Genomic DNA, 22,527 nt, shown 5'->3' with positions numbered 1-22,527 from the left:
AAACTGATTCTTTCAATTAAATGGTGTTTTAACACCACCAAAAAAAACAGGGGAGACTAATCTTTCCATATTGATCACCGCAATTGTATTCCCTGCTTTGGCAGGGGAATGAATTGCGTCCTAAATGGTATCTTTGTTAATATTTTGAAATCTTCTTTCTTACCACTTCTTGAGATTCTTTTACCTGTCTTATAACAATGTAAACTTAACCGGTTATTCCGGTTTCCGCCTATATAACATAAACCGTGTTTTTTGTGACGTATTAAAGTGCCTTTTTTCAGATCCAGCGACATAGTCCCACCATATCGTCGTCTGACACCGCCTTTACTGCATTTAAATCTGTGTAACTGCCTCCTATGAAACTGTAAAGGTACTATATAATACAAACTCTTTGTAGTCGGAAATAATGCTCCGGTAATCGCCGTTGCAAGCACCCAAGCATCAATACAATGTGTTTCAAAGACCGGTATTGACTTACCATTCCGCTTTTTCAATCCAAATAGTTCTCGTAAGCGTTTGGTTTCATTACCTTGCGCAAGTATTACAATTAACCCCAGATTTTTTAATTCGGAATAAAAATAGTTCTTTCCGACCTCTAATGGACTGAAATTTCTATTCCATCGTTGCTGGTTTTTCTTGGTGACAGCACGTATATCTTCTACAACCGCATATCTTAAAGGCAGTATTTTGCATAACTGGCGAATAATTCGTAATTTTACGTCCCAGCGTGCCTTGGTTGACGGCGGAAGTAAAGATTGATTTGTTCGTCTATGTTTTTTACATTTTCGCCTTCGTGTTTTTCGGTTTCTACGCGCCCGCCTAGCATTTCTTCGTTTTTCGATTGCTTGTTTCACCCAGGTAACTGACTCAGACATTATATTAACTACTGTATCATGTTTGCCAACTACCGAAAAGCCCTCAAACTGCGTACCAGGATCCACGCCTACGGCTAAGGGTTGTATAACGGGCATTTGTGGGTCAAATTGTAGATGAAGGTAGAAGACACCTAGTTTGTTGCGTTTTTTGATGGCCTTTCCTTGCGCTAACAGTTTTCTCGCCTTTGTTGGTCGACATGGCATTAAGGGTACATTGCTTTTGCTGACGACAGGAATTCTACCGATTGCGGTCTCCCTGTCAGAGTCAAGTTTCCCTTCGCCAATGCCAAGCAGGTTTAGGGTCTCATTGAGAGCCATGACATTCAGTGGTTCTGTCGAAGAGGAGGGGACTAGGGAGGCATCCCCGACATTCTTATAGCCTGCAAGGCGTAGTTCTTCCAGAAATTGGCAAGAACTGAGGCTAGACAAAATTTGCATTGCTACCACCATCACAAACCCCGCTGAAAAAAGTGGGGCTTTTGACCATCCGGAAATGCTTACACAAAAGAACTCTTTGAGCATACATAGATCAAGTCGGGATATATACTCTCATTAAATAATTAGTTAGAAAACATTATAACATTTTCCAAATTTTAAAAGATTTTTATATAGCAATTAGATGTCTAGAAGCCAAGAAATAATGTGGTTAAAGACGGCTTCCACAGTGTGGACATGCTTTGAAATCTTCTTTAACGGGTTTTCCGCAATTTGGACAATATGGAAGAGGCTCTGAACAATAAGGGCAGAACCGGTAAAGTTCTTTTAAAGCAGAATCGCAATTTGGGCAGATAATCCAATCAGCAGGCGTTGAAGGTCCTTCTTTCTCTTTTAAAACTGATGGAACTTCTGAAACTAACGAATCATTATTAACTGGTGCTACAGATTCGGGCTCTGAAAGCATCCTTCTTTTTTCTAGCATTTTTTTGAAACGTTCTTGTTCTTCCTTTAGTTCATCCTTTTTCTTCTTTTTTTCAGCGTTTAAAATTGATTTAATTGATTTCTTCGTGGAAATGGAATCATTTTTGATGATACATTCTACTAATGGGATTTGGATCTGATCTAATCCATTGATCTCCTCAGATAGTTTGACTTCTAGAATTACAGTACCAATAAATTGAACAAATCTTTCGATCGTGCCAAAAGGTTTCCCCTTAGAATCATAGATCGCTGAACCAAGAAAACCGATATAACCCATCTCTGCATTAGCCTCCTGGAGCGGGGAGATCAACTCAAACAGGATCGCCCAAATATTCTAATTGTATCTTTGTTTGCCTTACTTATTATTTTATCGCATTAATCATTCTTTATAGAGGGGACTTGAACTATAGAATTGAGACATAAAGATCCATTTAGAGTTATAGATAATCTAAAGTGATAATTAGCGTGCCTATTATTTCTGCAATCAAATTTTCAAAAAGCTAGGGATCTAGATTCATATAAAAAATCTAAAAATATAAAAAAATAAAGGAATAGAAAAGGTTACGCAGTGAGCTACCTCGTGCTAACGCATTGAGGCTTCCTGCTTCTACGACAGACTCGATCCCCTTGCGGGTTACGGAGGTCTTATCTCCACAGGCTTAACATCCCTACGCCCCGTAGGTACTTTGAACTATCGTTCTGCCATTGAAGTATGCACCTTGCGTACAAGTATACGTATTATCCCTCCAATAACCGTTACTATCTTCGTTATACCATCTATATAACTACAGGGAGACCCCTCGATGCACGTGATGAAAGTGAACACTCACTCCTGCCATTCATCACACGCTGAAACTGAAGTGCTTTCTTGATTAACTACTCAAGAGAGGCATAATTATGAAAATAACTGACGAACTCTTAACAGAACTCGAAAATGAACTTCCTGAACTGGATGTCAAAGAAATTGATATATCGATCTTAATATTCGAAAGCGAAGATCCATACAAATTAGAGTTACTACTTGAAGTATTCCCAACGGAATTTTTTAACTATTATACATGGAATAAATGGTGTCTAACAACGAACGAAACCTTAGAAGGGGATGGTTAGGATCGTGTCTATAGCGACGTTCGCATCTTCTTCCGCGCAGAAAAAAAACTAGACGTTTCGTCTTATTTATAAAAAGAAGAAATATTGATTAGCATCGCTGATGAATTCAAAAAAATTACGAAATTAGAAACTCATTTACCCAGAAAAACACCAAAGATTGATCTTGACTTATTTATGAAAATAAAAGATTTGAACTCAACAATTAGACTTACAAAATAAAAAAAAATGTGAGGGGGTACAATTACGCAGTAAGAAGCGCTTGTGCTTCTTTGGCTTTATATACAGCCCCAGGCTCGCCTTTAATGGAATATTTAATCTCCACCATTTGATCGGGTCGGATATCTTGAATGGCCCATTCTAAGACAGTAAAGCTTTTACCTTCAATTAGCCTCGGTTTTTGATCGGTAACTGCTGGAGTACTTGATACCAATTTAAAGCCTTCAGGCAGGATATCCTTGACACTAATATCGGGCAAGCTTGCCTCATCATCAGTCACTAGTGCAAGTTCCCCAGGCTTCATTTTATTCTTGTAGTATATCGCAATTGCATATTCGCCTTTGGTCGCACCTTCTTGGATAGATTTTCCAACACGTACCTTACGCCAGACATATGGCTTTACGCCAATCTTATCTTCTGCACTAGCACGTAGTTCTTCTCCTGCTGGAAACGGTACCAAAACATTACCTATTACATCAACTTTTGAAGTAAATTCTTTGCCGGGCTCAGGAGACATTGGTTGAAGATCATAGTTTATCTCAATGCACTCTTTTGGCTTGATTGCACGGATTGCGTCTGCTTTATTGACGTTCTCAAGTAAAATGGTTAATTTTCTTTCCTTCTTAAGATCTTTCTCTCTTGGGGGCGTAGTCCTTATTGATCTTGTAATATCTACTTTATCTGCACCTGGTCGAACAATATATGCTTTTACAGTACCTGGGTCAACATCAAAGCCGGGAGGGATCGTTTCATTGAAAGTTAAGTCATCTAATGGTGCTGAACCAGTATTGCATGCCTTTAATGTTGTTACATTCGCCTTTTTTTCGGCAGCGCTAACTTCCTTTAGTCTATACGCCTTTTCTACTTCCATATCTGCGATGGTAACTACACCACCGTATTGTACTACAGAGCCAGTGAGTTCCCTCAGAAACATGCTTTTGACTGAGAAATCAACTTTTTGACCAAAACTGGGCAGTTTCATAATCGGTTCTTCTTTTGGATCCGGGAACACAAAGCTTTTGGTCCATTTATTCTCAGTATCCGGGCTAAGCGTTATGTCAAGGCGCTCCTCGTCAACTATCAGATGTTGCCGTTTATCCGAGCGTTTCTTGAAGATGTGTTCTTCGGCTGTCTGGCGATAGACCTCCACTTCACGAAGCAAGACTTCAAAGGTGGACAGGTTTTCGAACTCGACCGCACAGTTCCAGCGACCGGGACTCATATCCATCTCATCCTTATCGATCCAGGTCACGTTTTTGGTGTAACCATCCGATCCCATAAATGCAATACCTGATATCGTCATATCGGGCGCTACATAGCTGGCAGTGATATCACCTAGTTTTAGAGGATCTATCGTTTTTGCACTCATTGGAACTTTAAAGGTCATTGATTGAGCGCCATTAGGATCTAAACTTAACCCTGACCACACAACTTTTTTGTCTTCTAGTTTGGTGGTGCCTGCCTTGGCTTTTGCATCACTCGCGCTTCCAAATCCACCCAAGTCTTTTTCGACTGTTATATTTTCTAACTTTGTTTTTGATACATTGGTAGCTGTAACCGTTACTTCGGCAACAGTTTCTTTATCTTTTATTAGGACATTAGGTCCCTTTTCCTTTCCAGGGGTTGTGTTTACGGATACGTTAAGCGTTAGTAAAGGTTCTACTTCCTTTAAAGCGTACGATTTAGCACGAAATTCACCAGGTTCAAGTTCATAGACATCAATGTGGCATAAGCCGTCTCTAGCGGCTAAATTGGTCTTAGCAAGGTTTTCCCAATAGCTATCGATATCCCAAACTCTATTTTTCTTGTTCGGATTGTAAAAACCTATAAGACCTGTTGCTTCTGTTTTTTCAACCGTGCCATCTGCCTTAAATACAGCACTCGCGGTCTCAGAGTTGATCACTAGAACTCTTTTTTCATTTGATTCGCCAGCCTTTTTCCAAGCTGGGGTTACATCTTTCTCGGCAATAAGTTCAAGGTCTTCTTCTTTAAGATCAGCAACTACTCTCCCTCGTGGCACTTCGAATAAAAGTGTTCCTTCCTTAACCTTTGGAACATATTCCTTTGTCACAGGTTTTGGTGGTGCTCTTCGTTCTTCAAGTTCTTCTTCCTCTTCTTCTTCCTCTTCTTCGCTTTCCTTCTCATCGACTTCCTTAAAAGACATTGTTTGTCGCTCCTTATTCTTATTTTTTCATAGAAATTTATACATTATAAAAATATGCATAGATTCAACTATTAAAAGCTTCTTAACTTGGTATTTAGTTTATCTACATTACTGATAATTAGTTGTTATTGGTAATTAAAAAAAAATTAGTATATCATTATCTTGTTAGCTCGGTTTGTTTTACCTGAAATATCTAATTGCAAATATGAGGTATATTAGTAAAACCAGAAATGCCCCAAATGTGAGCCAAGTTGCAGGTAAGCCTGCTCCTGAAAGTATTACACCGATCACTGCGAATATTGTAGTGGCAAACCAAGCCCACTTCTTCATATACCATAATGCGCTGCCTACAGCCATCACAACAAGCGCTAGGAATATCCAACCAATTCCGAGAATCACTTCATTGCCTAACGCCCATGATGGTGTCGTAAGTAGTGCGAAACTTACTAACCCCACGAAGATTAAACCTCGAACTAAGACTATAATGCCGACAATATAGACTACAATTGCTAAAAGAGTAACGCCCAATGGTCTTTCTCTAGCCATGTCTTATTCACTCCATAAACTATTTTTTGCACCGTTTTTTGTAGATTCTATAATTTATCCCTTGTGGTATGTGCATTTCAAGACAGTTGATTTCCGAGTTGAACGGTTTTAGGTCGAGATTTTGAATGAAACAGAATCCCGCTTGCAACATCAACAAGATGTCTATATAATCTATGATATGGCGAATATCAGCCAAACCATTTTAGGAACCCCGAAAGAATTAGCATTAGTGATCCAAGCGCGCCCACGTTCGATAACCATGCCAGAAGATCGAAATTTAGCCCCTGCAGTGTGATAAATAGTGCGGCAAAGCCGAAGATGATGAGTACTACACTTGATTTAGGTATTGTCCATCTTACAAGTTCGCTTGCAATAAAAGCGATGATTGTTACCGCTAACAATATTAAACCTAAGACGAGAGTAAGAACGCCATTGGGAATACCTCCTAGTACTGCGTAGTAGCCAGGAATAATCAATGTAGTCCAAGAAAATAGAAGAAGAACAAGCGCACCTAAGATCGTATATGCATCAGAAGCTCCTTCTGCTTTATCTGAGGTCATTTTCTTTTAGTCCTCCTGTTTTTCCTCAATATCAATCAAAGAGAATACGGAAATGCTGTTATTTCGTTATGTGATAAATAGTTTTCCATTTCGATACAAATGCGTGTATGGTTCAGAAATTTACATGAAAATGCGTTAGACATGTAATGATTCAAGATTGAACCATTGAAAACATTTAAGACAAGAATGCTTATACTGCGATCACATGAAAAAAATATTCGCGATAATTCTGTGGTTGATTGGCGTTATTTTGCTCTGGTTTGCAACTCTGCTATATCCAGCGATATCTTTGCTGATCCCAGTCCCAGAAAAATATCTAACGAATATATTTTACACTGTTCTTGCGCTTGGTATCATTTATATTATATTTAAAGTAATTATTGAAGAGGCTGTTGTCAAAAGGATAAAAGAAACTAAAACAAAATATTCTTTCAACAAGCTTGTTTCAATTCTGTATATTATTGCATTTCTGGCGGTCTTAACTACAATTTGGATAGAACAACCGCAAACTCTTTTTGTTGCTTATGGTGTTGTTGCCGCTGGTATCGCTATCGCTCTACAAGATCTGTTTAAGAGCCTTGCAGGCGGAATAATCATCTATGTGAATAGACTTTACACTGTGGGAGATAGAATTGAAATCCAGAAGATTGTTGGTGACGTAATTGACATTCATATTTTATACACTACTATTCTTGAAATACAAGGATGGGTGGATGGAGATCAGCCAACAGGAAGGTTGGCAATAATTCCAAATAGTTACGTTCTATCAAGTACTATTTACAACTTCACTAAAGATCATAACTTTATCTGGGATGAAATTATGATCCCTATCACCTATGACAGTGACTGGAAGGTCGCATATGACACAATTATGACAGTTGTCATAGAAATCACAAAATATTTAGCAGAAAAAGCGGAAAAAGAAATCGAACAACTCGAAGAGATGTACTACATAGGTAAACGGATTGTTGAGCCAAATATATTTCTAAAACTGACGGATAATTGGATATCGTTTAATATCAGATTCGTGACGGAAGCAAAAAAAAGAAGATCGTTGCGTCACAAATTAAGCCAAAAGATTCTGGAAGAAATTCAAAAAAATGAGAGAATTAAAATAGCTTCTGCGACCATAGATATTGTTGGATTCCCAAAGTGAGCTCCATCACGCTAAAGCGATGAGGTTAGTCTATTGAGTTAGACTTACAAGATGACTTGTCGGTAAATCAATGCCATTTTCTTTAAATGCTTTGACTATGTTTCTGCGAATGTCACCTTCAATGCGTCCTCTCTGTCTAAAGTCTTCAATATTATAAATCAGTTTATATTGTTGAGCGAAGTCTTGAAACAGATCTGTTCTTATAACAGGGGAAGGATTTTCTAGAACACCTTCAACATCTTTAACCGCTTTGAGCACAATTGATTCTATCATAGTAGTATCAATTTCATATCCCGCTGTAAAGGTAATCGTTCGAATTATCGCGGGTTTTTGATCATAATTTATGAACTTATTTCTTAGAAAATCAGCATTAGGAATATACAATAAACCTTCTCCCTTTTCGACCTTTGTGTAAATAATTGTAATTTCTTTTACCTCTGCGATATCCTCGCCCATTTGGATTAAATCACCGATTTTAAAGGGCCTAGTGAACATAATAATGATCCCAGCAATCATGTTTCCAATTGTTGCAATAGAGGCAAAACCAATAACTGTACCGAATATAATTGGAATAACCGTGGCTAGCCAAAATTGTTGCAAACCAAATATATTCAAGATTATAATGAATACGACCAAAAGGATGGTCCATTGAACTAATTTATTTATAGTTGAAATTACATCTCTTGGTAAATGTGAGCGGTCTCCAGCTCTCCGTATCGATCTTTTGACAATTGGCAGTATAATAGCAGTGGCTATAAGGATAATAAAGGCAAGAATAAGATTCGGTAGATTTTGAATTATTACTGAACTAATAGCAGCAATAGGATCCAACAAATTTTCAAATGCTGTTTGCATGTAATCACCTTCCACGTTTTTCTAATAAAATCTCTTTTTATGAGGTGGGATGCAAGGAATTAAAAGACCTCTTTTATGCGTCAATAGTCAAAAACCAAATAAGTAAAATTAATTGGTTTTATTGCATGTCTGTAGAAAATCTATTTAAAAACATTAGGTTTCGGTATGTTAGAATTAGTTTAGTCAGGGAAATTTGCATTTTGTTTGAACAAATTAAGAGCCCAGTTCAACATTTTCTTTGAAACATGAATGAATAGAAATTAAAAACAGCTTTATTAGTCTCGTCTCGTTAGTAAATGATTGAATCATAATTTCACGAAGTTGATTTAAAATGAGACGCTCGTTGAATAGAAGGGGGTTGTAATGTCTAGACTCAGAGAGAAAATGAAAGTACCCAAATTAAGGAAAAGATCAAAAAAGGCAGGACTTCCACCAGGAACTCCAGTTCACGTCGGAGAGAAAAGAGTTGAAAAAATTAAGATATCATACTTTGACTACGATGAAACCCAATTTCAGGAGAAGGAAGTTAAGACGATTGAAGAATGTTTTCCCTTTAAAGATACTCCAACTGTAACATGGATAAACATTGATGGCATTCATGAAGTAGAGATCATAGAAAAATTAGGAAACCATTTTGAAATACACCCTCTCATTCTTGAGGACATTTTAAATACAGAACAACGTCCAAAAATAGATGATTTTGAAAGTTACATCTTTGTTGTTTTGAAAATGCTTTATTATGAAGAAAATGAAATAAAAATAGAGCAGATCAGTTTAATTCTTGGCTCAAATTTCGTTATTTCCTTTCAGGAACAGCCAACTGATGTTTTTGACCCAATTAGAGAACGAATTAGAAATTTGGTAGGCCGTATTAGAAAACAAGGATCAGATTATCTTGCTTATACTTTGTTAGATACTATTGTTGATAACTATTTCATCATTCTAGAAAAAGTTGGAGAGACGATTGAATTTTTAGAAGAAGAATTGGTTGAAAATCCTACCTCCGAAACTTTGCACCAGCTCCATAAATTAAAAAGAGAGATGATAGCGTTACGTAAGTCAGTTTGGCCTTTAAGAGAGGTAATCAGTAGATTGGAAAGATTAGAGAACCCTCTTATTCGTGAATCTACTGACATATATCTTAGAGATGTTTATGATCATACAATTCAGGTAATCGATGCCGTAGAAACATACCGTGACATGCTTTCTGGAATGTTTGATATTTATCTTTCAAGTATCAGTAATAAAATGAACGAAGTTATGAAAGTACTGACGATTATTGCTACAATATTTATCCCTTTAACGCTAATTGCGGGTATTTATGGAATGAACTTTAAGCTTATGCCAGAGCTGGAATGGCAGTTTGGTTATCCATTCACATTACTTATGATGTTTGCTTTAGGTCTCGTAATGACAATTTATTTTCGGATGAAAAAGTGGTTATGACAGTGACAGGCCTTATTTTTGCTTCCGAAAAGGTAAAATAGAATACTTCTTGTCATTAATGGTTCAGATATCACTAACTCTAGTTATCTATTTCATTTAAGAAAAGAAATTTGATAACTAAGAAAGTTCTTATCTCCTTTTCTTAACTGACCTATCATATGCTACCCAATTTTCTTTCCATTCTGGGTTTTTTTCACTCAGCATATTTAAGATCATATCACGAAGTTCTGTCGTGCTCATTTCATTTAGACCTGAGAGTTGTGCTTCAATTTTTTTCGCAATTTCTCGAGCAACTTCAGGAGGAGCTCCTGCTTTTATAGAACTCACTACAATTTTTTCAGGAATAAACCGTTCCTTCTTTCCGTCTCTTTTTTTAATAATCATTATTTTCCAATCCTCCAAACTGTATATTATACTAATTTTTTTAATAAGAATATCATAGATCAAATGAAGAGCTAAGAGCATATTACGCTTTTTACTAAACTAAGTTCAAATTCTAATCATCCATACCGTTTCTAACAAATTGGCGTCATAGATCGCTAAGTTTCCAGTAGTTTTGAGACGATTTCAGCTAACTTTATTCTATTTTCTTGGGAACTAAGTTTGACCGTTGTTACGATTACCTCCATGCCCATCTCCTCAAGTTTTTCTTTATGCTCTTCGTCAGATTCATCTATAATTAGTGTATCTATGAGACCTGGATAATGTTCAACAATATCGAGAATTGATGTACCAATTCCTAGGGCTTCCTCCATAAGCCTCCTCATAGGTTGATCAATCGGTTCATCACCTAAGACAGGGCTTATCGCAATAACATTACCACCTGATTTTTCAATCGTATTTTTAATCTCCTCAAAAGCAAGCATAGGCTCGATGTTTAACGGAGGATTACTTGGACCTATGATTATTGCATCACTGTTAGACAGTGTATCCTTTATTTTGGGATGTACTTCCGCCTTATCGATCCCAACGTATTCAATCTTTTTTACTTCTTTTATGATTCCTTGAAGTTCCTTATTGCGGTATTCCATAAAGGATAAATTCCCTTGATCGGTAATCACTTGGAAAATAACTTTGGCGTCTGTCATTGGAAGAACTCTTGCTTTAATACCAAGTTTTTCGGCAATTATGGTGATTGCTTCTGAAAAGAATGCACCTTTAGTCATAAGATGCTCGCGGAAGATGATTTGAGTAATGAGTGTGTCGCCAAAACGAAACCATAGGTCTTCTTTGTTCGTCAAATAAGATAAGGCGTTCATAAAACTATAAGTATCATTTTGGATGGTCTCCCAATATCGAATATCCAGTTTACCGGCTAAAAGAAATAACAAATATTCTAGGTCGGGATAGATATCCAATCCTAAAATTTCTAAATTATTCATAGTGTTAACTATGATCCCAAGTTTTTCTTGCGGTATAACTCGTAAAAGCCCTTCTAAAAATTTGGTCGTTTGCAATCCACCAGATATTATAGTAATCACATCGAAAGCCTCCTATCAGGGATTTTGTTGACAATAATACGTTTTCTTTTCTATGCAATCAATTATAACAAGTCTTTTTTAACTTGTTACTATGTGTTGTTCGATCGTTTTATATCTTCTAGCTAGCTTGCTTATCCAGATTGTTACAATGACTGCAATTACGGTCACAACTATCGCATATGTTACCGAAGGAACTACTTCATTGGTTATTCCAAAGATGTTACGGAAGATTGCTTGAAACGCACCGTTCCAAGCAAACGCTACAACAAAACCAAATGCTGTTGTAATCAATGTAGAAAATTTATCTATCATTTCTTTTTGTAATTTCCTCAATTCTTTAAGTGCCTTCTCTTTTCTTCTTTTATCGCTGATTTTTTTCTCGCTCAAGAAATGACATCCTATTGCTACTGATTTCATTAGATTTTAAATTTGTAGAATAACTAATCACTTGATACATATAAAAAACATCATAGCATTAAAGGGAATAGACTGAATTCTTTTTTGCAGAAGTTTATATTTTGTCTTGAGGCTTTTCGTACTTAAAGTTAAAAAAAAGAAATGCTGTAAGAAGACCGTTCAAAACTATAGAACTAGTAAACGAAAAAATTAGTTTTTAAATGGAAATAAAAAAAGAAGGTATAGGTTAATAGATTGCCGATTTCTCTGAGAATTCAGCAAGTTCAAGAAGTTTGTTCCATTCTAGGTCAACGTGGTTCTGAATAACATCAATGATCTCTTGGTTTTTCTCTGGTCTAAACAGATGTCTTAGTCTACCTTGCTTGTTTAGATAATCTTCGATAGGAACTTTCGACATCGCTGGATTGGGATAGTTAAGGACGAATTTGTATCCATGGTACACTTCGTAAAGTGGGAAGAAGCGTGATTCAACAGCTAACCGCGCTACTTGGAATGATTGGGACGTCTCGAACCGCCACCCTCTCAGGCACGGCTGAATAACATGCACGAAAGCTGGCCCTTTGACGTCAACTGCACGCTTAACCTTTCGGACAAAGTCAAGCGGATGAGATACACTCGCGGTGGCGCAATATTCTAGTCCATGAGCCGCAACGATCCTCAAAAGCGGTTTTTTAAATTCTTTTTTGCCAGGCACCACTTCTCCAGCTGGAGATGTCGTTGTCCATGCGGCATGCATTGTGGCACCACTTCTTTGAATACCAGTGTTCATATAAGCTTCGTTGTCATAACAGATATAAACAAAGTCATGCCCCCGCTCAATTGCTCCACTTACTGCCTGAATACCGATATCATAGGTCCCACCATCTCCACCGATGGCAATGACCTCCGTGTCCTGTTGTGGAATTCGACCTTTCCTCATTAATACATCAAGTCCTGCACGCACACCTGACGCTGTAGCTGCCGCATTTTCGAAAGCGTTATGAATCCATGGGATGTGCCAAGCTGCGAATGGATAGATCGTTGTTGCAACTTCCATACAGCACGTGGCATTCACCCACATCAACGGTTTATCAGGGACTGCTTTCCCAACAAGGCGGGCGACTGTGCCTGCTGCACATCCTGTACAAAGTCGATGTCCTGATGAGACTGAACGTTCTTCTTTAGGTAAATCTGCCAAACGATTTGGATAATCTGCCATATTTTTCACCTCATTCTCTTATTCCTATCCATTCAACTTTTTCTTCTACTTCTCCTTTTGCTAAGTCAGCATACAGTTTGTCATATATTGTTCTGAAAGTATCAATTGTGATATCTTTACCACCTAGACCGATAATGAAGTTTTTAAGAAGCGGTCCTCTACCATACAATGCACCTGCTACATCAGCATAAGATGGTCCTGTAGCTCCAAATGAAATTGCTCTGTCACATACACCGACTGCTTGAACATTTTTGAGCGCCGCCTGTAAGTCCTTTTCTGGAAATGGTCTGAAACAACGTAATTTCACAAGTCCGACCTTTTTACCTTCCTCTCGTAGTACATCGACGGCAACTCTTGCGGTTCCTGTAGCTGATCCTATCGTTATAACTGCTACTTCAGCATCATCCATTCGGTAAGGCTCAACAACTGGATAATAACGACCCCATCTATCACCAAAGTCCTGAATTACATCTTTGACAACATCTATGGATTTCAAGTGAGCTTCCTGCTGTCCACGCTTGATCTCCATAAAGAAATCAGGAAGTGCTAACAGTCCTTGAGCGATTGGTGCCTCTATGTCAAGTTTATAAAGCGGGTCACGCAGTGGTAGGAATCCGTCAAGTGTTTCTTCGTCATCGATCGGGAGTATTGTAACTGGCTCAATTGAATGCGTTAAAACGAACCCGTCCAAGCAGGGCATTACTGGGAGTGACACCCGTTTGTCTTCAGCAATTTTGAACGACTGAATAGTGGTATCATACGCTTCTTGACAATCTTCTGCAAATAACTGAATCCATCCAGAATCGCGTGCCAACATGGCATCGCTATGATCGCAGTGAATGTTGATCGGACCGGAAAGCGCGCGATCAGCAATTGCCATAACAATTGGAAATCTGGCTGATGCGACAATATAGACTATTTCAATCATAAGAGCCAGTCCTTGCGACGCAGTGGCAGTAAATACTCTTGCACCCGTTGCTGACGCACCAAAGCACGCAGACATAGCAGAGTGTTCTGATTCAACACAAATATACTCGCAATCTAGTTCACCTTCTGCCACAAACTCCGAGAGTCGCTCAACAATGATTGTTTGAGGTGTAATTGGATATGCTGCAATCACATCTGGGTTACACAACTTAGCGGCTTCTGCGACTGCGAAGTCACCCATCATACCTAGAGTTTTAGCTTTTGCCATTTTACCATTATTCCTCCTGTTCCATTTCAATTGCCTTTAGAGGACATTCAAGGGCACAAACTCCGCAGCCCTTACAATAGTCCATATCGAATTCTAGTTCGTTAGGTTCTACCCTTTTTATTGCTGCATCAGGACAGAGAGCCCAGCAAATCAAACAGTTTTCGGGATTCTGACAAATTTTTTTGTCTTTGTTGCGAATTGGGCGAAATGCTCGCCACGTTCCAGTCTTATAATCAAGAGCTGTCGCTGGTCGATCGACTATTCCGCCTGGGGGCAAGTCTTTCCAACCCTTTTTCCTGTACTCGTCTTGGATGGTCATGCAACTTTAACCTCCTCATAACTTCTTTTAATTGCGTCAACATTTTTCTGGCCGACGCCACCTTTGAAAATCTCTAGAAGTGCCTCAAAAAGTGAATCAAGTTTTACTAGATCAGTGACTTTTACTAGTGCACCTAAGATTGCTGTATTTGCAATTGGACGCCCAATTGTTTCTAGAGCAATATTCGTTGCATTTACAGCGGCTACTGTGCCTTGCACATTAAGTTCACTCTTTACAGTTTCAGGAGTTTGAGGAGTGTTAATGACAACAATTCCACCCTCCTTTAGACCTTCAGTGACTGGCACTAGTCTTGGTAACGTAGGATCGATTACAGCAACAACGTCAGGAGTATAAATTGCCGATTTTATGGTGAATTTTTCATCACCGATTCGTGTGTACCCCTTGATTGGCGCCCCTGCTCGTTCTGGACCAAACTCTGGGAAAGCTTGTATAAACTTTCCTTCAAGAATCGCTGCGTTAGCAAGGAGTCGGCTAGCAGTAACTACGCCTTGACCTCCCCTGCCATGAAATCTTACTTCTGTTATTTTAGCCAAAATTAATCCTCCGAATACTTCATCTCATTTTCTGATTGTGATATTAACCTACTCAAAACTTTGAGTATATTGTTTTTCAATTATAGCTACTTTCTCTTTTAAACTTTTAATATGACGTTCTTATCAGGTGACACATTAAAGGCTTTTCGCGCGCGTAATAATGACATCAGATTGTTTTTCTTTTTTCTTAAAAGACTATGAATAATAACTTCTAAGTATGCTATTAGACGAATAGATTATGTCACTGTCATCTTAAATATCTCACGATGCTATCATAGAAACCGTCTTATTCAAGTCAAGCGTTTTTTATAGATGGAAAAGAAAAATAAGAGAAGTCGCGTTAGACCCAGTGATCTGTGAGTCCGCGATGTAGCCAAAGATAGCCAAGCAATGTAGTGGCTACTGAGATTACTAATGTTACGTATCCACCAAATGTTAGGCTGCTGTGAACGATTACATCTGCGATAGCAAATCCAAAGGCATTAGTGATCCCAAAGACGGCCATTAAGAAGCCTAGTACACAGCGAGTGATTCTTAACTTTTTACCACTTTCATCCATTTCTTTCTTATATACAATCAGTTGAGACGCTAATGCCAAGATTACTATCGTTGGAGAAACATAACCTATCATGATATTAGATGTGTTGATTTGTACATCGACCGGAACGAGAACGCTGTCCATGTAAGTGCTTTGAACTATTAAATCTATCTTTAGGATCCTATTCCCCCATTCATAAGGTGATGAGGGCAAAAACAATGTGTCAATAAATACCACATTTGTACCAGGCACGATATAGATCTCTTGCGAAGTAGCTGTAAATCCTACTCCGCTCGTTCTTACTATGACATAAAAACTGGCAGAGATACCGTTATAAATGTCAAGTGTAATTTTTGATGGCTCTGCCTGTGTGAGTTTTAGTTCCTGTACGTAATTGAATAATACAGGGCCCGGTCGTGGAGGAATATCATTCTGTGTCGCAAGAAAGAGGCGAAGTGTATCCTCATTCTGGTCTATCACAGTGATGTGTGCTGCCTGCCAATTAGCATCGAAGCGAAGTTTCCAGAAACCTCCTTCTTCATGGAGAACTTCTTGTGTTGCACTCCACTCATTTTCAGTAGGTTGAATTTGCATACGTTCTGCTAATTTTCCTGTTGGAAAGAGTAAATCTACTCTTCCTTGACTATCTACATTTAATACATTTAGTGTAAAACTTTTTCCTTCAAGGAAGCGATGTACTTCCAACCAGTATTCAAAAGCATCTCCTTCTTCATTAGAAATCCAAAGATCATCAGCCCATATTTTTCCGTCCAATTCAGGGACATTAAGCGAATATCCGACTAATAAGTCACCTGGAGCTGCTTTTAGGCATTCAATTCTTACCTCCCATACCCCAACTTGCTTTGCTTTAACTAATAGTTCAATAAGACCTGTAGTCCCATATGACACTTCTTCCTGCTTGTAAAGGGTTCCACCAGGTTTTTCTACTGTAATCCTCATATTTGATTCAGTTGAACCTTTCCACCATTTTACATCAACTTTTACTGAAAAAGAGGGGTGTGTATCATTTACATACACATAGTAACTATTGATAAGGTTCGAATCTCCTTGTAACCCTGTCACAAACAAGGAGTTGTTGGCATTTGTATCGGCTTTAACGGGCAAACATAGAACTGCTACTGAGACGCAAAGAAGAATAATTATAAAAATTGAAGAGATTTTGATCCGAATAGGCGTTTCCTCCTTTAGAGCACATCCTATCCCTAACATCAGCTTTATGAATCTTTCGTAAGAAAGAGCCACAAGAGAAAAGAGAGTTAGATATCCTATAAAAAACGAAATTTCCCATAAGATCTCAGGGAGTTAACAAATATGACTGACTTGGACGAATTAGCGAAGAATCTTAGGCTTAATGAGGGTATTATACGCAAAAAACCAATTCAAAAAATAACAGAGATTCTAGGCTCTAAGTTAAAGAATAATTACGTGCTTGAAGCATACGGAGAAGATTCTGCTGCAATAAATTTGCGAGAACTCGGACAAAATGACGTTGTACTTTTTACGAACGATGCCATGCGATCTCAGTTTGTTGAAAAACATCCAAGAGATGCCGGATATTTTTGTGTTGTAGTTAACGTGAAGGACATCTATGCTATGGGTGGTAAGCCACTTGGCTTCTTAAGCGTCATCAGTTTTAACAACGAGGAAACGTTAGCAGAAATTATGTACGGTCTTAAGAAGGGATCAGAGATATTTAGATGTCCAATATTAGGAGGACATATCATTCCGGACGCCCCGAGTCCCTCACTTGATTGTTCAACGATTGGTGCAGCAAAAAAAGATGAAATTCTGTATTCTCATGGTTCAAGACCTGGTGATGTTCTTATTGTAACCATCGATACAGATGGAAAGGAAACACTCTTTACTGGCTTTGATAATACTTCATTTAAAGATCCAGATGTCGTTCGAAAGAATTTTGAGACGATTACAACTATTGCACATCTCAAGTTAGCTACCTCTTGTAAAGATGTGAGCATGCCTGGGATTATAGGAACATTAGGAATGATGCTTGAAGTAGCGGGGACTGGGGCACTGGTGGATGTCAGGAACGTTCCAAAGCCAGATTCGATCTCTTTAGAAGATTGGCTGAGAGTCAACCCAGGGTTCGGTTATTTACTTACAACGCACCCAAACTTGGCAAAACAAGCGTTAACTATTTTTAAGAAACAGAATATTGCAGCGGCAGTTGTTGGGGAAATAACTGAAGATAAACAATTAGTCATAACTGACGGAAAGGAAAAATCAACTGTATTCGACTTTACTAAGGATGCCATTACTGGGATTAAACCTTGGGATCGATAGTTGAAAAATATGAAATAAAAAAGAGGGTAATGTAGCAAAAAAGAGAGTTAGGCTTCTGCTTCTGCTGCTTTCCTTACTCGTTCTTTGATTTCATCCGAGAGAGCCGTGAACCATACGGGGCAGCCTCTAAACCATACCGCTTTAGGATCTTCGAGTAACTTTCTACGTTCTGCAACCGTTTCTTCATCCCAGGCAAATCGTGGATTTCCCTCTTCGTCCCATTTCTGACCAAATTGTGTGCAATCCCCTACGTACCACACATCTTCGCTTGGCTCTGGCAAACGTGCGCCAACTCCACATACTATTGTAAGGGGGCCGTGCTTCTCGAAGTATTCTTCCCAAAGTCCTCGTTTCAAAATGTTTTCCATCGCAAATTTTACTCGCGATTTGCATCCAGCACAAAGACCACCAACTATTACATTGACATTAGGATATACTGCGATGAGATCCATATTGGGACGAATCCAATCTTCAAATTGAAAAATTGGCTCTCCAACAATCTCAATTTCATTAAGATCTCCAACGCCAACACCATCGTAGTGACCAATTCTAACCATTTCCACCTGAAACGGGTCATCCCAGCCCATCATGTAAGATGCGACTGCATCGGTTGCAACGGGATCTGGACTGGCTATTATCGTCTTTGAATCATAAGGTAGGCCTGCAATTGATGGACCAAATTCATGAACACCGATTATACCATCTACTATGTTCAAAGCAGGCATCGCACCAGGACCTTTGAATATATCAACCAACTTCTGGCTGAGGTTATCTGCATGCCATAATCTGCGATAAGGCCAACTGATGAAACCATGCCAATTCTTTAGCGCTACGGTGATACCTGGTTGCACATGGGTCTTCAGTTTAGGAACGTTGATAATGACATCTACCTCGTTGCGAAGTTTGGAAAACTCGGCTTCCTTAAGTACTTTGGCACTTGGGATTTCGACCTTCTCCCATTTGTATTCATCCAGGTAAATGACCTCGGCACCTTCCTTTTCACACGTCTCTTTCATCTTTAAACCGCTGTACTCTCCCTCAAAATTAAAGGCCTTCACCCCAGGATATCCTCTGTAGGGTGCATCTGCAACGACAATTCTGGAGGGATCTGTTTGTTCTTTTATTTCTCTAATTAGAGCCGCCATGAAGCGCGCATCTGTAAGCGCAGGAACGTTTGGTAGTGGACGCACCATATTAGGTTTGAGCCAGACGCTCTGACCGTCCTTGATAAATGCACCAAAGCCTCCTAAAGGCTCCATCACAGCTCGGATACCGGCTTGCGCCTCTTCATAATTATCTGCTTTAGCTATCGACACTTTAACTTTAGGCATTTCTATTACCTCGTGTTTTATTTTTAGAAGCAATATGACATAATGATTGGCTTATATATACTATGCAACATTCCCCGCAGTTTTTAAATATACTGTTTTTTACAGTTTTATATGCTTACAAGCAGTCTCAGAACCCGCAGCAGGTAAAAAGTTATCTGTGAGTAGTATAGAGATTTCAAAAAAGATACAACTGGAGAACAACGGGTGAATGAGTGATTAGCGACCAAAGGAAGTTTCAAAAAGAGGAAGTCATATGTGTAGTATCATTTTAGTTCATACACGAAAGCAAACAATTTTAAAGTGAATATTTCCTCAGATAGCATGATTAATCAATTCACTTAAAAGAAAATTTAGAAGTCGTTACCTTTTAGAGATTATTATATAGTAGCGCTTTGTGGCATCTAAACAAAATTACAGCAGTTGGTGTTGCGCTTATGGACATTGACGTAAATGACGTATTCGGTAGAGTTTGTGCACAAATCGTAGGAAGACGAAAAGAAATTCGCCTTATATTAAGTGCATTAGCTGCCGATAAGGCAGTTCTTCTTGAGGGGGCACCAGGAACTTCAAAAACAACCATACTTAGGAATTTTAGCGAAATTTTAGATGTCCCATTTTATTTCGTAGAAGGCAATGAAGATTTGACCGTACCCAAGTTGATCGGACATTTTGATCCCTCAGCAGTATTGCAGACAGGTTATAAAAAAGAGAATTTTCGAAAAGGTCCATTGGCTAAAGCCATGGAAGAGGGAGGTATACTTTACATAGAGGAAATCAATAGAGCACCGCCTGAAACACTTAATGTGTTACTTGTTTCACTTAGTGAAAAGACAATGGATATTCCGCGTTATGGAAACGTAAATGCTAATGCAAATTTCTCGGTGGTGGCGACTCAAAACCCCTTGGACGATATTGGAGTCTCGCGCATTAGCCGAGGGGTTTTAGATCGGTTCGTAAGTCTAAAAATGTTATATCAGTCCAAAGAAGAAGAAATACAAATAGTTAAAGTTAACACGCAATGCAAAGATGAATGGCTAATTGATCTAGCAGTTGAAATCATACAAAGAAGTAGAAAACATCCAGATCTAAAAGCAGGTGCAAGTATAAGAGGTGCAATCGATTTTATTCAGTTGATAATGAATGGGGCAAAAGATAACTACACCTTTGAAGATTTACTCGACGCTGCTATCGTTTCCTTACGCTTAAAAATTTGGCCAGCCCCTACATCGAACAAATCAGAAGAGGAAATAATTTACGAGATAATCTCCTCAATTTTTGAGGAACTTCAAAGTGAAATTGACACAGAAGGACCAGGAGAAGGAGATGAAAAAAAAGAAGAACATCGCGAAGAAGATGAATTAGAAAAAGAATTATTTCCTGAAAAAAAAAGTCAAGCACCCGAAGATGAAGAAGATGATATGGAAGAAATCAATGTTGCAATTCCAGAAGAAATAGAAGGTACAGCATATCCAATTCCTCTTGAAAAGACCTCTGAAAATGTCTCTGGAGAGGCTCATCCTGCAGGATTGAACGCAAAAAATCTTGTGACATTCGATTCACACCCGACTCACAGCGCATCAGACGGGATAGAATATCATAAACGACAACCAAGGGAATATATGAAACAATTGGCAAGAGTATTATCATTGCAAGTTGCTCTAAAGCGTGCACTTAGAGCTACTCCTTTTGGAAGACGTGAAGGACGTTTACGACCTCACAAGTTTAATGGAGATGACGATCTCGATATTGAGCGTACAATTGAAAATCTAGTACAAGAGGTATATCCCAAAGAAGAAGATTTTATTGTCAGATCACGAGAAACAACTAGTAGAGGGGCTATGCTCCTTGTTGATTGTTCTGAATCGATGAGAGGCGAGAAAATCGAGATAGCTATCCTTATCGCATCTATTCTTTCATATGCAATGAATCGCAAACATGACAACTTTGGTGTAATTGCTTATAATACAGATCAGTATCTGTTAAAAGGATTAAATCAGGAAAGACAAATTGATAGAGTTGTTACTAATATCGTCTCACTTCGCCACACAATGTTGACAGACATCAGAGGGGCTTTAGAAGTTTCCTTAGATGAGTTTACACGCACAAATGCGCCAAAAAAAATTGTGTTTTTGATTTCAGATTGTGTCTGGACGCATGGGGAAGATCCTAGGGATGTTGTGAATTTCTTTGATCAAGTTAATGTGTTCTATATCCCGCAGGGCAGACCTTGGTTTGCCAAACAACTTGCTAAAAACGGAAGGGTGTTAGAGGTACAAAATTGGAAAGATATAGTGACACACATCAACGAGATGTTGGCAGCAGCTTTCTAAAGGGAAGGTGCTTTTGTCAGTCCGTTTTTTTCTGTAGGTGACTTAAGGTATGGTCTCTCCATTCTTTGAGCATGTTCTTAGTTTTCTTCTGAAAGGAATTTTTATGTGAAAGATATGACTCCGGGAGAGGTATTAGAGAGACAAATTTATAAGACAAGTGATTTTCATTGTATTCACCTCTCTGCTGCAAAAAAACAAGTGCATAACGTTTTGCCTTCTCAAATAACTCAAAGTCACAAGCAAGACCTTTTATGAGTATTTCATGCTCGTCGCTTTTTTTGTGTTTCTTTCTTATTGTTACAATAAGAGTATCTCCACGCGTAATAACGAACTCTGCACTCTCTGTGAATTCTTTTTTCATTGCAACATCTTTAATCGGTGTTATCTGCTTCTGCTTTATTGAGAAAAGTGGCTGTTCTATACCCTCGCATCCGTACATCGTTGTTAATACCTTGATGAAGCAATCCTTAGGAGGCTTCACACAGCTATCTTCGTTGCATCTTGTCTTAATTTGAGTTGCAACTTCTTTTCCTTTCTTTGTTAGTATATATCGCATTACTGAAGCACTTCTTCTTACACAATCCTGCCTTTTAATTAACTCTTTTTTGTTAAGACGTCGCATTGTTTTTAGAAGTGTTTTTGTTCCTATGTGAAGTTTTCCAGCATACCAGAAAATTAGTTTTCCTCGTGGGAGTTCTGAGCTAATGATATCCCAGCGGTCAAATTGCGGAAAAATGCTTGCATTATCTAGTAAAAGAACAAGAAATTGATCTTCTAATGGTGATAAATGATCAGTCGTGAACTACTCCCCCCTTACGGACGGAGCTTCTGTCCTCACGGATGGTTGAGTTAGCCCGACGCGGGAACACAGGCACCCGATCATCGACAATTCGGGGTGATCCACGGCACCCCCCTTCCTTGAAGGAACACTTGAGGAATCAGTCATAAAATCCGCCTATATGTGTCTCTATGAACAGATTATGGGTAGTAGCATAC

General features: G+C 38.6%; 21 protein-coding genes. 5 read left to right on the top strand and 16 right to left on the bottom strand.

What is annotated here, in order from left to right; genetic code table 11:
- Positions 1–74: 74 nt before the first annotated feature.
- Positions 75–1,313 (bottom strand): RRXRR domain-containing protein, encoded by a 1,239-nt coding sequence (locus QVB70_RS17125; RefSeq protein WP_287588809.1) that lies wholly within the window; start codon positions 1,311–1,313, stop codon positions 75–77.
- A 208-nt stretch (positions 1,314–1,521) separates the two neighbouring features.
- Positions 1,522–2,070, bottom strand: a complete 549-nt coding sequence (locus QVB70_RS17120; protein ID WP_287588806.1) for a zinc ribbon domain-containing protein — start codon at positions 2,068–2,070, stop codon at positions 1,522–1,524.
- A 620-nt stretch (positions 2,071–2,690) separates the two neighbouring features.
- Here QVB70_RS17120 and QVB70_RS17115 point away from each other — a divergent pair.
- Positions 2,691–2,903 carry a hypothetical protein gene (locus QVB70_RS17115; RefSeq protein ID WP_287588803.1) on the top strand — a complete coding sequence of 71 codons (213 nt, stop codon included), beginning with the start codon at positions 2,691–2,693 and terminating at the stop codon, positions 2,901–2,903.
- A gap of 241 nt (positions 2,904–3,144) precedes the next feature.
- On the opposite strand, the gene QVB70_RS17110 is transcribed toward QVB70_RS17115, so the two are convergent.
- The 3 genes from QVB70_RS17110 to QVB70_RS17100 form a co-directional block, all read right to left on the bottom strand.
- Entirely contained in the window at positions 3,145–5,283 is a 2,139-nt protein-coding gene (locus QVB70_RS17110) for a hypothetical protein (RefSeq protein WP_287588801.1), read from the bottom strand.
- A 180-nt stretch (positions 5,284–5,463) separates the two neighbouring features.
- A complete protein-coding gene (locus tag QVB70_RS17105) occupies positions 5,464–5,829 on the bottom strand; it encodes a hypothetical protein (RefSeq protein WP_287588799.1) in 366 nt (121 codons plus the stop codon).
- 188 nt (positions 5,830–6,017) lie between these two features.
- The gene (locus QVB70_RS17100; RefSeq protein WP_287588797.1) at positions 6,018–6,389 is read right to left on the bottom strand and encodes a hypothetical protein; all 372 of its coding nucleotides are present in this window, start codon (positions 6,387–6,389) and stop codon (positions 6,018–6,020) included.
- A 205-nt stretch (positions 6,390–6,594) separates the two neighbouring features.
- On the opposite strand from QVB70_RS17100, the gene QVB70_RS17095 reads away from it, so the two are divergent.
- Entirely contained in the window at positions 6,595–7,545 is a 951-nt protein-coding gene (locus tag QVB70_RS17095) for a mechanosensitive ion channel family protein (protein WP_287588794.1), read from the top strand.
- Positions 7,546–7,575: 30 nt separating this feature from the next.
- Here the strand turns inward: QVB70_RS17095 and QVB70_RS17090 are convergent, their stop codons facing one another.
- The gene (locus tag QVB70_RS17090; protein ID WP_287588791.1) at positions 7,576–8,400 is read right to left on the bottom strand and encodes a mechanosensitive ion channel family protein; all 825 of its coding nucleotides are present in this window, start codon (positions 8,398–8,400) and stop codon (positions 7,576–7,578) included.
- Positions 8,401–8,763: 363 nt separating this feature from the next.
- Here QVB70_RS17090 and corA point away from each other — a divergent pair, with 363 nt between their 5' ends.
- Positions 8,764–9,846, top strand: a complete 1,083-nt coding sequence (gene corA / locus QVB70_RS17085; RefSeq protein ID WP_287588788.1) for a magnesium/cobalt transporter CorA — start codon at positions 8,764–8,766, stop codon at positions 9,844–9,846.
- A 129-nt stretch (positions 9,847–9,975) separates the two neighbouring features.
- On the opposite strand, the gene QVB70_RS17080 is transcribed toward corA, so the two are convergent.
- From QVB70_RS17080 to QVB70_RS17045, 8 genes are all read right to left on the bottom strand, one after another.
- Positions 9,976–10,230 (bottom strand): ATP cone domain-containing protein, encoded by a 255-nt coding sequence (locus QVB70_RS17080; protein WP_287588785.1) that lies wholly within the window; start codon positions 10,228–10,230, stop codon positions 9,976–9,978.
- A gap of 155 nt (positions 10,231–10,385) precedes the next feature.
- The gene (locus QVB70_RS17075) at positions 10,386–11,327 is read right to left on the bottom strand and encodes a 2-phospho-L-lactate transferase CofD family protein (RefSeq protein WP_287588783.1); all 942 of its coding nucleotides are present in this window, start codon (positions 11,325–11,327) and stop codon (positions 10,386–10,388) included.
- A gap of 78 nt (positions 11,328–11,405) precedes the next feature.
- A complete protein-coding gene (locus QVB70_RS17070) occupies positions 11,406–11,714 on the bottom strand; it encodes a DUF5654 family protein (RefSeq protein ID WP_287588781.1) in 309 nt (102 codons plus the stop codon).
- Between the two features lie 256 nt (positions 11,715–11,970).
- The gene (locus QVB70_RS17065) at positions 11,971–12,942 is read right to left on the bottom strand and encodes a thiamine pyrophosphate-dependent enzyme (RefSeq protein WP_287588778.1); all 972 of its coding nucleotides are present in this window, start codon (positions 12,940–12,942) and stop codon (positions 11,971–11,973) included.
- 10 nt (positions 12,943–12,952) lie between these two features.
- Positions 12,953–14,137, bottom strand: coding sequence for a transketolase C-terminal domain-containing protein (locus QVB70_RS17060; RefSeq protein WP_287588776.1), 1,185 nt, complete (start codon positions 14,135–14,137; stop codon positions 12,953–12,955).
- Between the two features lie 7 nt (positions 14,138–14,144).
- Complete coding sequence (locus QVB70_RS17055; RefSeq protein WP_287588773.1) at positions 14,145–14,456, bottom strand: 4Fe-4S binding protein; 312 nt, start codon at positions 14,454–14,456, stop codon at positions 14,145–14,147.
- Positions 14,453–15,001 carry a 2-oxoacid:acceptor oxidoreductase family protein gene (locus QVB70_RS17050; RefSeq protein ID WP_342766585.1) on the bottom strand — a complete coding sequence of 183 codons (549 nt, stop codon included), beginning with the start codon at positions 14,999–15,001 and terminating at the stop codon, positions 14,453–14,455. The genes QVB70_RS17055 and QVB70_RS17050 overlap by 4 nt, the downstream gene beginning before the upstream one ends.
- Before the next feature lie 349 nt (positions 15,002–15,350).
- Positions 15,351–16,673: a hypothetical protein gene (locus QVB70_RS17045; protein ID WP_287588768.1), complete on the bottom strand. Its 1,323-nt coding sequence runs from the start codon at positions 16,671–16,673 to the stop codon at positions 15,351–15,353.
- 207 nt (positions 16,674–16,880) lie between these two features.
- On the opposite strand from QVB70_RS17045, the gene QVB70_RS17040 reads away from it, so the two are divergent.
- Positions 16,881–17,870 carry an AIR synthase related protein gene (locus QVB70_RS17040; protein ID WP_287588765.1) on the top strand — a complete coding sequence of 330 codons (990 nt, stop codon included), beginning with the start codon at positions 16,881–16,883 and terminating at the stop codon, positions 17,868–17,870.
- Positions 17,871–17,917: 47 nt separating this feature from the next.
- Here QVB70_RS17040 and QVB70_RS17035 read toward each other — a convergent pair whose 3' ends face one another.
- The gene (locus QVB70_RS17035) at positions 17,918–19,201 is read right to left on the bottom strand and encodes a DUF362 domain-containing protein (RefSeq protein WP_287588762.1); all 1,284 of its coding nucleotides are present in this window, start codon (positions 19,199–19,201) and stop codon (positions 17,918–17,920) included.
- A gap of 434 nt (positions 19,202–19,635) precedes the next feature.
- On the opposite strand from QVB70_RS17035, the gene QVB70_RS17030 reads away from it, so the two are divergent.
- Positions 19,636–21,531 (top strand): AAA family ATPase, encoded by a 1,896-nt coding sequence (locus tag QVB70_RS17030; protein ID WP_287588760.1) that lies wholly within the window; start codon positions 19,636–19,638, stop codon positions 21,529–21,531.
- Between the two features lie 16 nt (positions 21,532–21,547).
- On the opposite strand, the gene QVB70_RS17025 is transcribed toward QVB70_RS17030, so the two are convergent.
- A complete protein-coding gene (locus QVB70_RS17025) occupies positions 21,548–22,087 on the bottom strand; it encodes a hypothetical protein (protein WP_287588758.1) in 540 nt (179 codons plus the stop codon).
- Positions 22,088–22,527 lie beyond the last annotated feature (440 nt).

This window comes from Candidatus Borrarchaeum sp. (assembly GCF_019058535.1).
Lineage (GTDB): Archaea > Asgardarchaeota > Sifarchaeia > Borrarchaeales > Borrarchaeaceae > Borrarchaeum > Borrarchaeum weybense.
This window is presented reverse-complemented; position numbering and strand designations above follow the sequence as displayed.

Bases quoted from the DNA above. Each gene is read 5' to 3' on its own strand.
- QVB70_RS17095 (WP_287588794.1), top strand. From the start codon at position 6,595: ATGAAAAAAATATTCGCGATAATTCTGTGGTTGATTGGCGTTATTTTG.
- QVB70_RS17080 (WP_287588785.1), bottom strand. From the start codon at position 10,230: ATGATTATTAAAAAAAGAGACGGAAAGAAGGAACGGTTTATTCCTGAA.
- corA (WP_287588788.1), top strand. From the start codon at position 8,764: ATGTCTAGACTCAGAGAGAAAATGAAAGTACCCAAATTAAGGAAAAGA.
- QVB70_RS17100 (WP_287588797.1), bottom strand. From the start codon at position 6,389: ATGACCTCAGATAAAGCAGAAGGAGCTTCTGATGCATATACGATCTTA.
- QVB70_RS17090 (WP_287588791.1), bottom strand. From the start codon at position 8,400: ATGCAAACAGCATTTGAAAATTTGTTGGATCCTATTGCTGCTATTAGT.
- QVB70_RS17125 (WP_287588809.1), bottom strand. From the start codon at position 1,313: ATGCAAATTTTGTCTAGCCTCAGTTCTTGCCAATTTCTGGAAGAACTA.
- QVB70_RS17025 (WP_287588758.1), bottom strand. From the start codon at position 22,087: ATGCGATATATACTAACAAAGAAAGGAAAAGAAGTTGCAACTCAAATT.
- QVB70_RS17105 (WP_287588799.1), bottom strand. From the start codon at position 5,829: ATGGCTAGAGAAAGACCATTGGGCGTTACTCTTTTAGCAATTGTAGTC.
- QVB70_RS17060 (WP_287588776.1), bottom strand. From the start codon at position 14,137: ATGGCAAAAGCTAAAACTCTAGGTATGATGGGTGACTTCGCAGTCGCA.
- QVB70_RS17110 (WP_287588801.1), bottom strand. From the start codon at position 5,283: ATGTCTTTTAAGGAAGTCGATGAGAAGGAAAGCGAAGAAGAGGAAGAA.
- QVB70_RS17030 (WP_287588760.1), top strand. From the start codon at position 19,636: ATGGACATTGACGTAAATGACGTATTCGGTAGAGTTTGTGCACAAATC.
- QVB70_RS17035 (WP_287588762.1), bottom strand. From the start codon at position 19,201: ATGCCTAAAGTTAAAGTGTCGATAGCTAAAGCAGATAATTATGAAGAG.
- QVB70_RS17120 (WP_287588806.1), bottom strand. From the start codon at position 2,070: ATGGGTTATATCGGTTTTCTTGGTTCAGCGATCTATGATTCTAAGGGG.
- QVB70_RS17065 (WP_287588778.1), bottom strand. From the start codon at position 12,942: ATGGCAGATTATCCAAATCGTTTGGCAGATTTACCTAAAGAAGAACGT.
- QVB70_RS17055 (WP_287588773.1), bottom strand. From the start codon at position 14,456: ATGACCATCCAAGACGAGTACAGGAAAAAGGGTTGGAAAGACTTGCCC.
- QVB70_RS17040 (WP_287588765.1), top strand. From the start codon at position 16,881: ATGACTGACTTGGACGAATTAGCGAAGAATCTTAGGCTTAATGAGGGT.
- QVB70_RS17115 (WP_287588803.1), top strand. From the start codon at position 2,691: ATGAAAATAACTGACGAACTCTTAACAGAACTCGAAAATGAACTTCCT.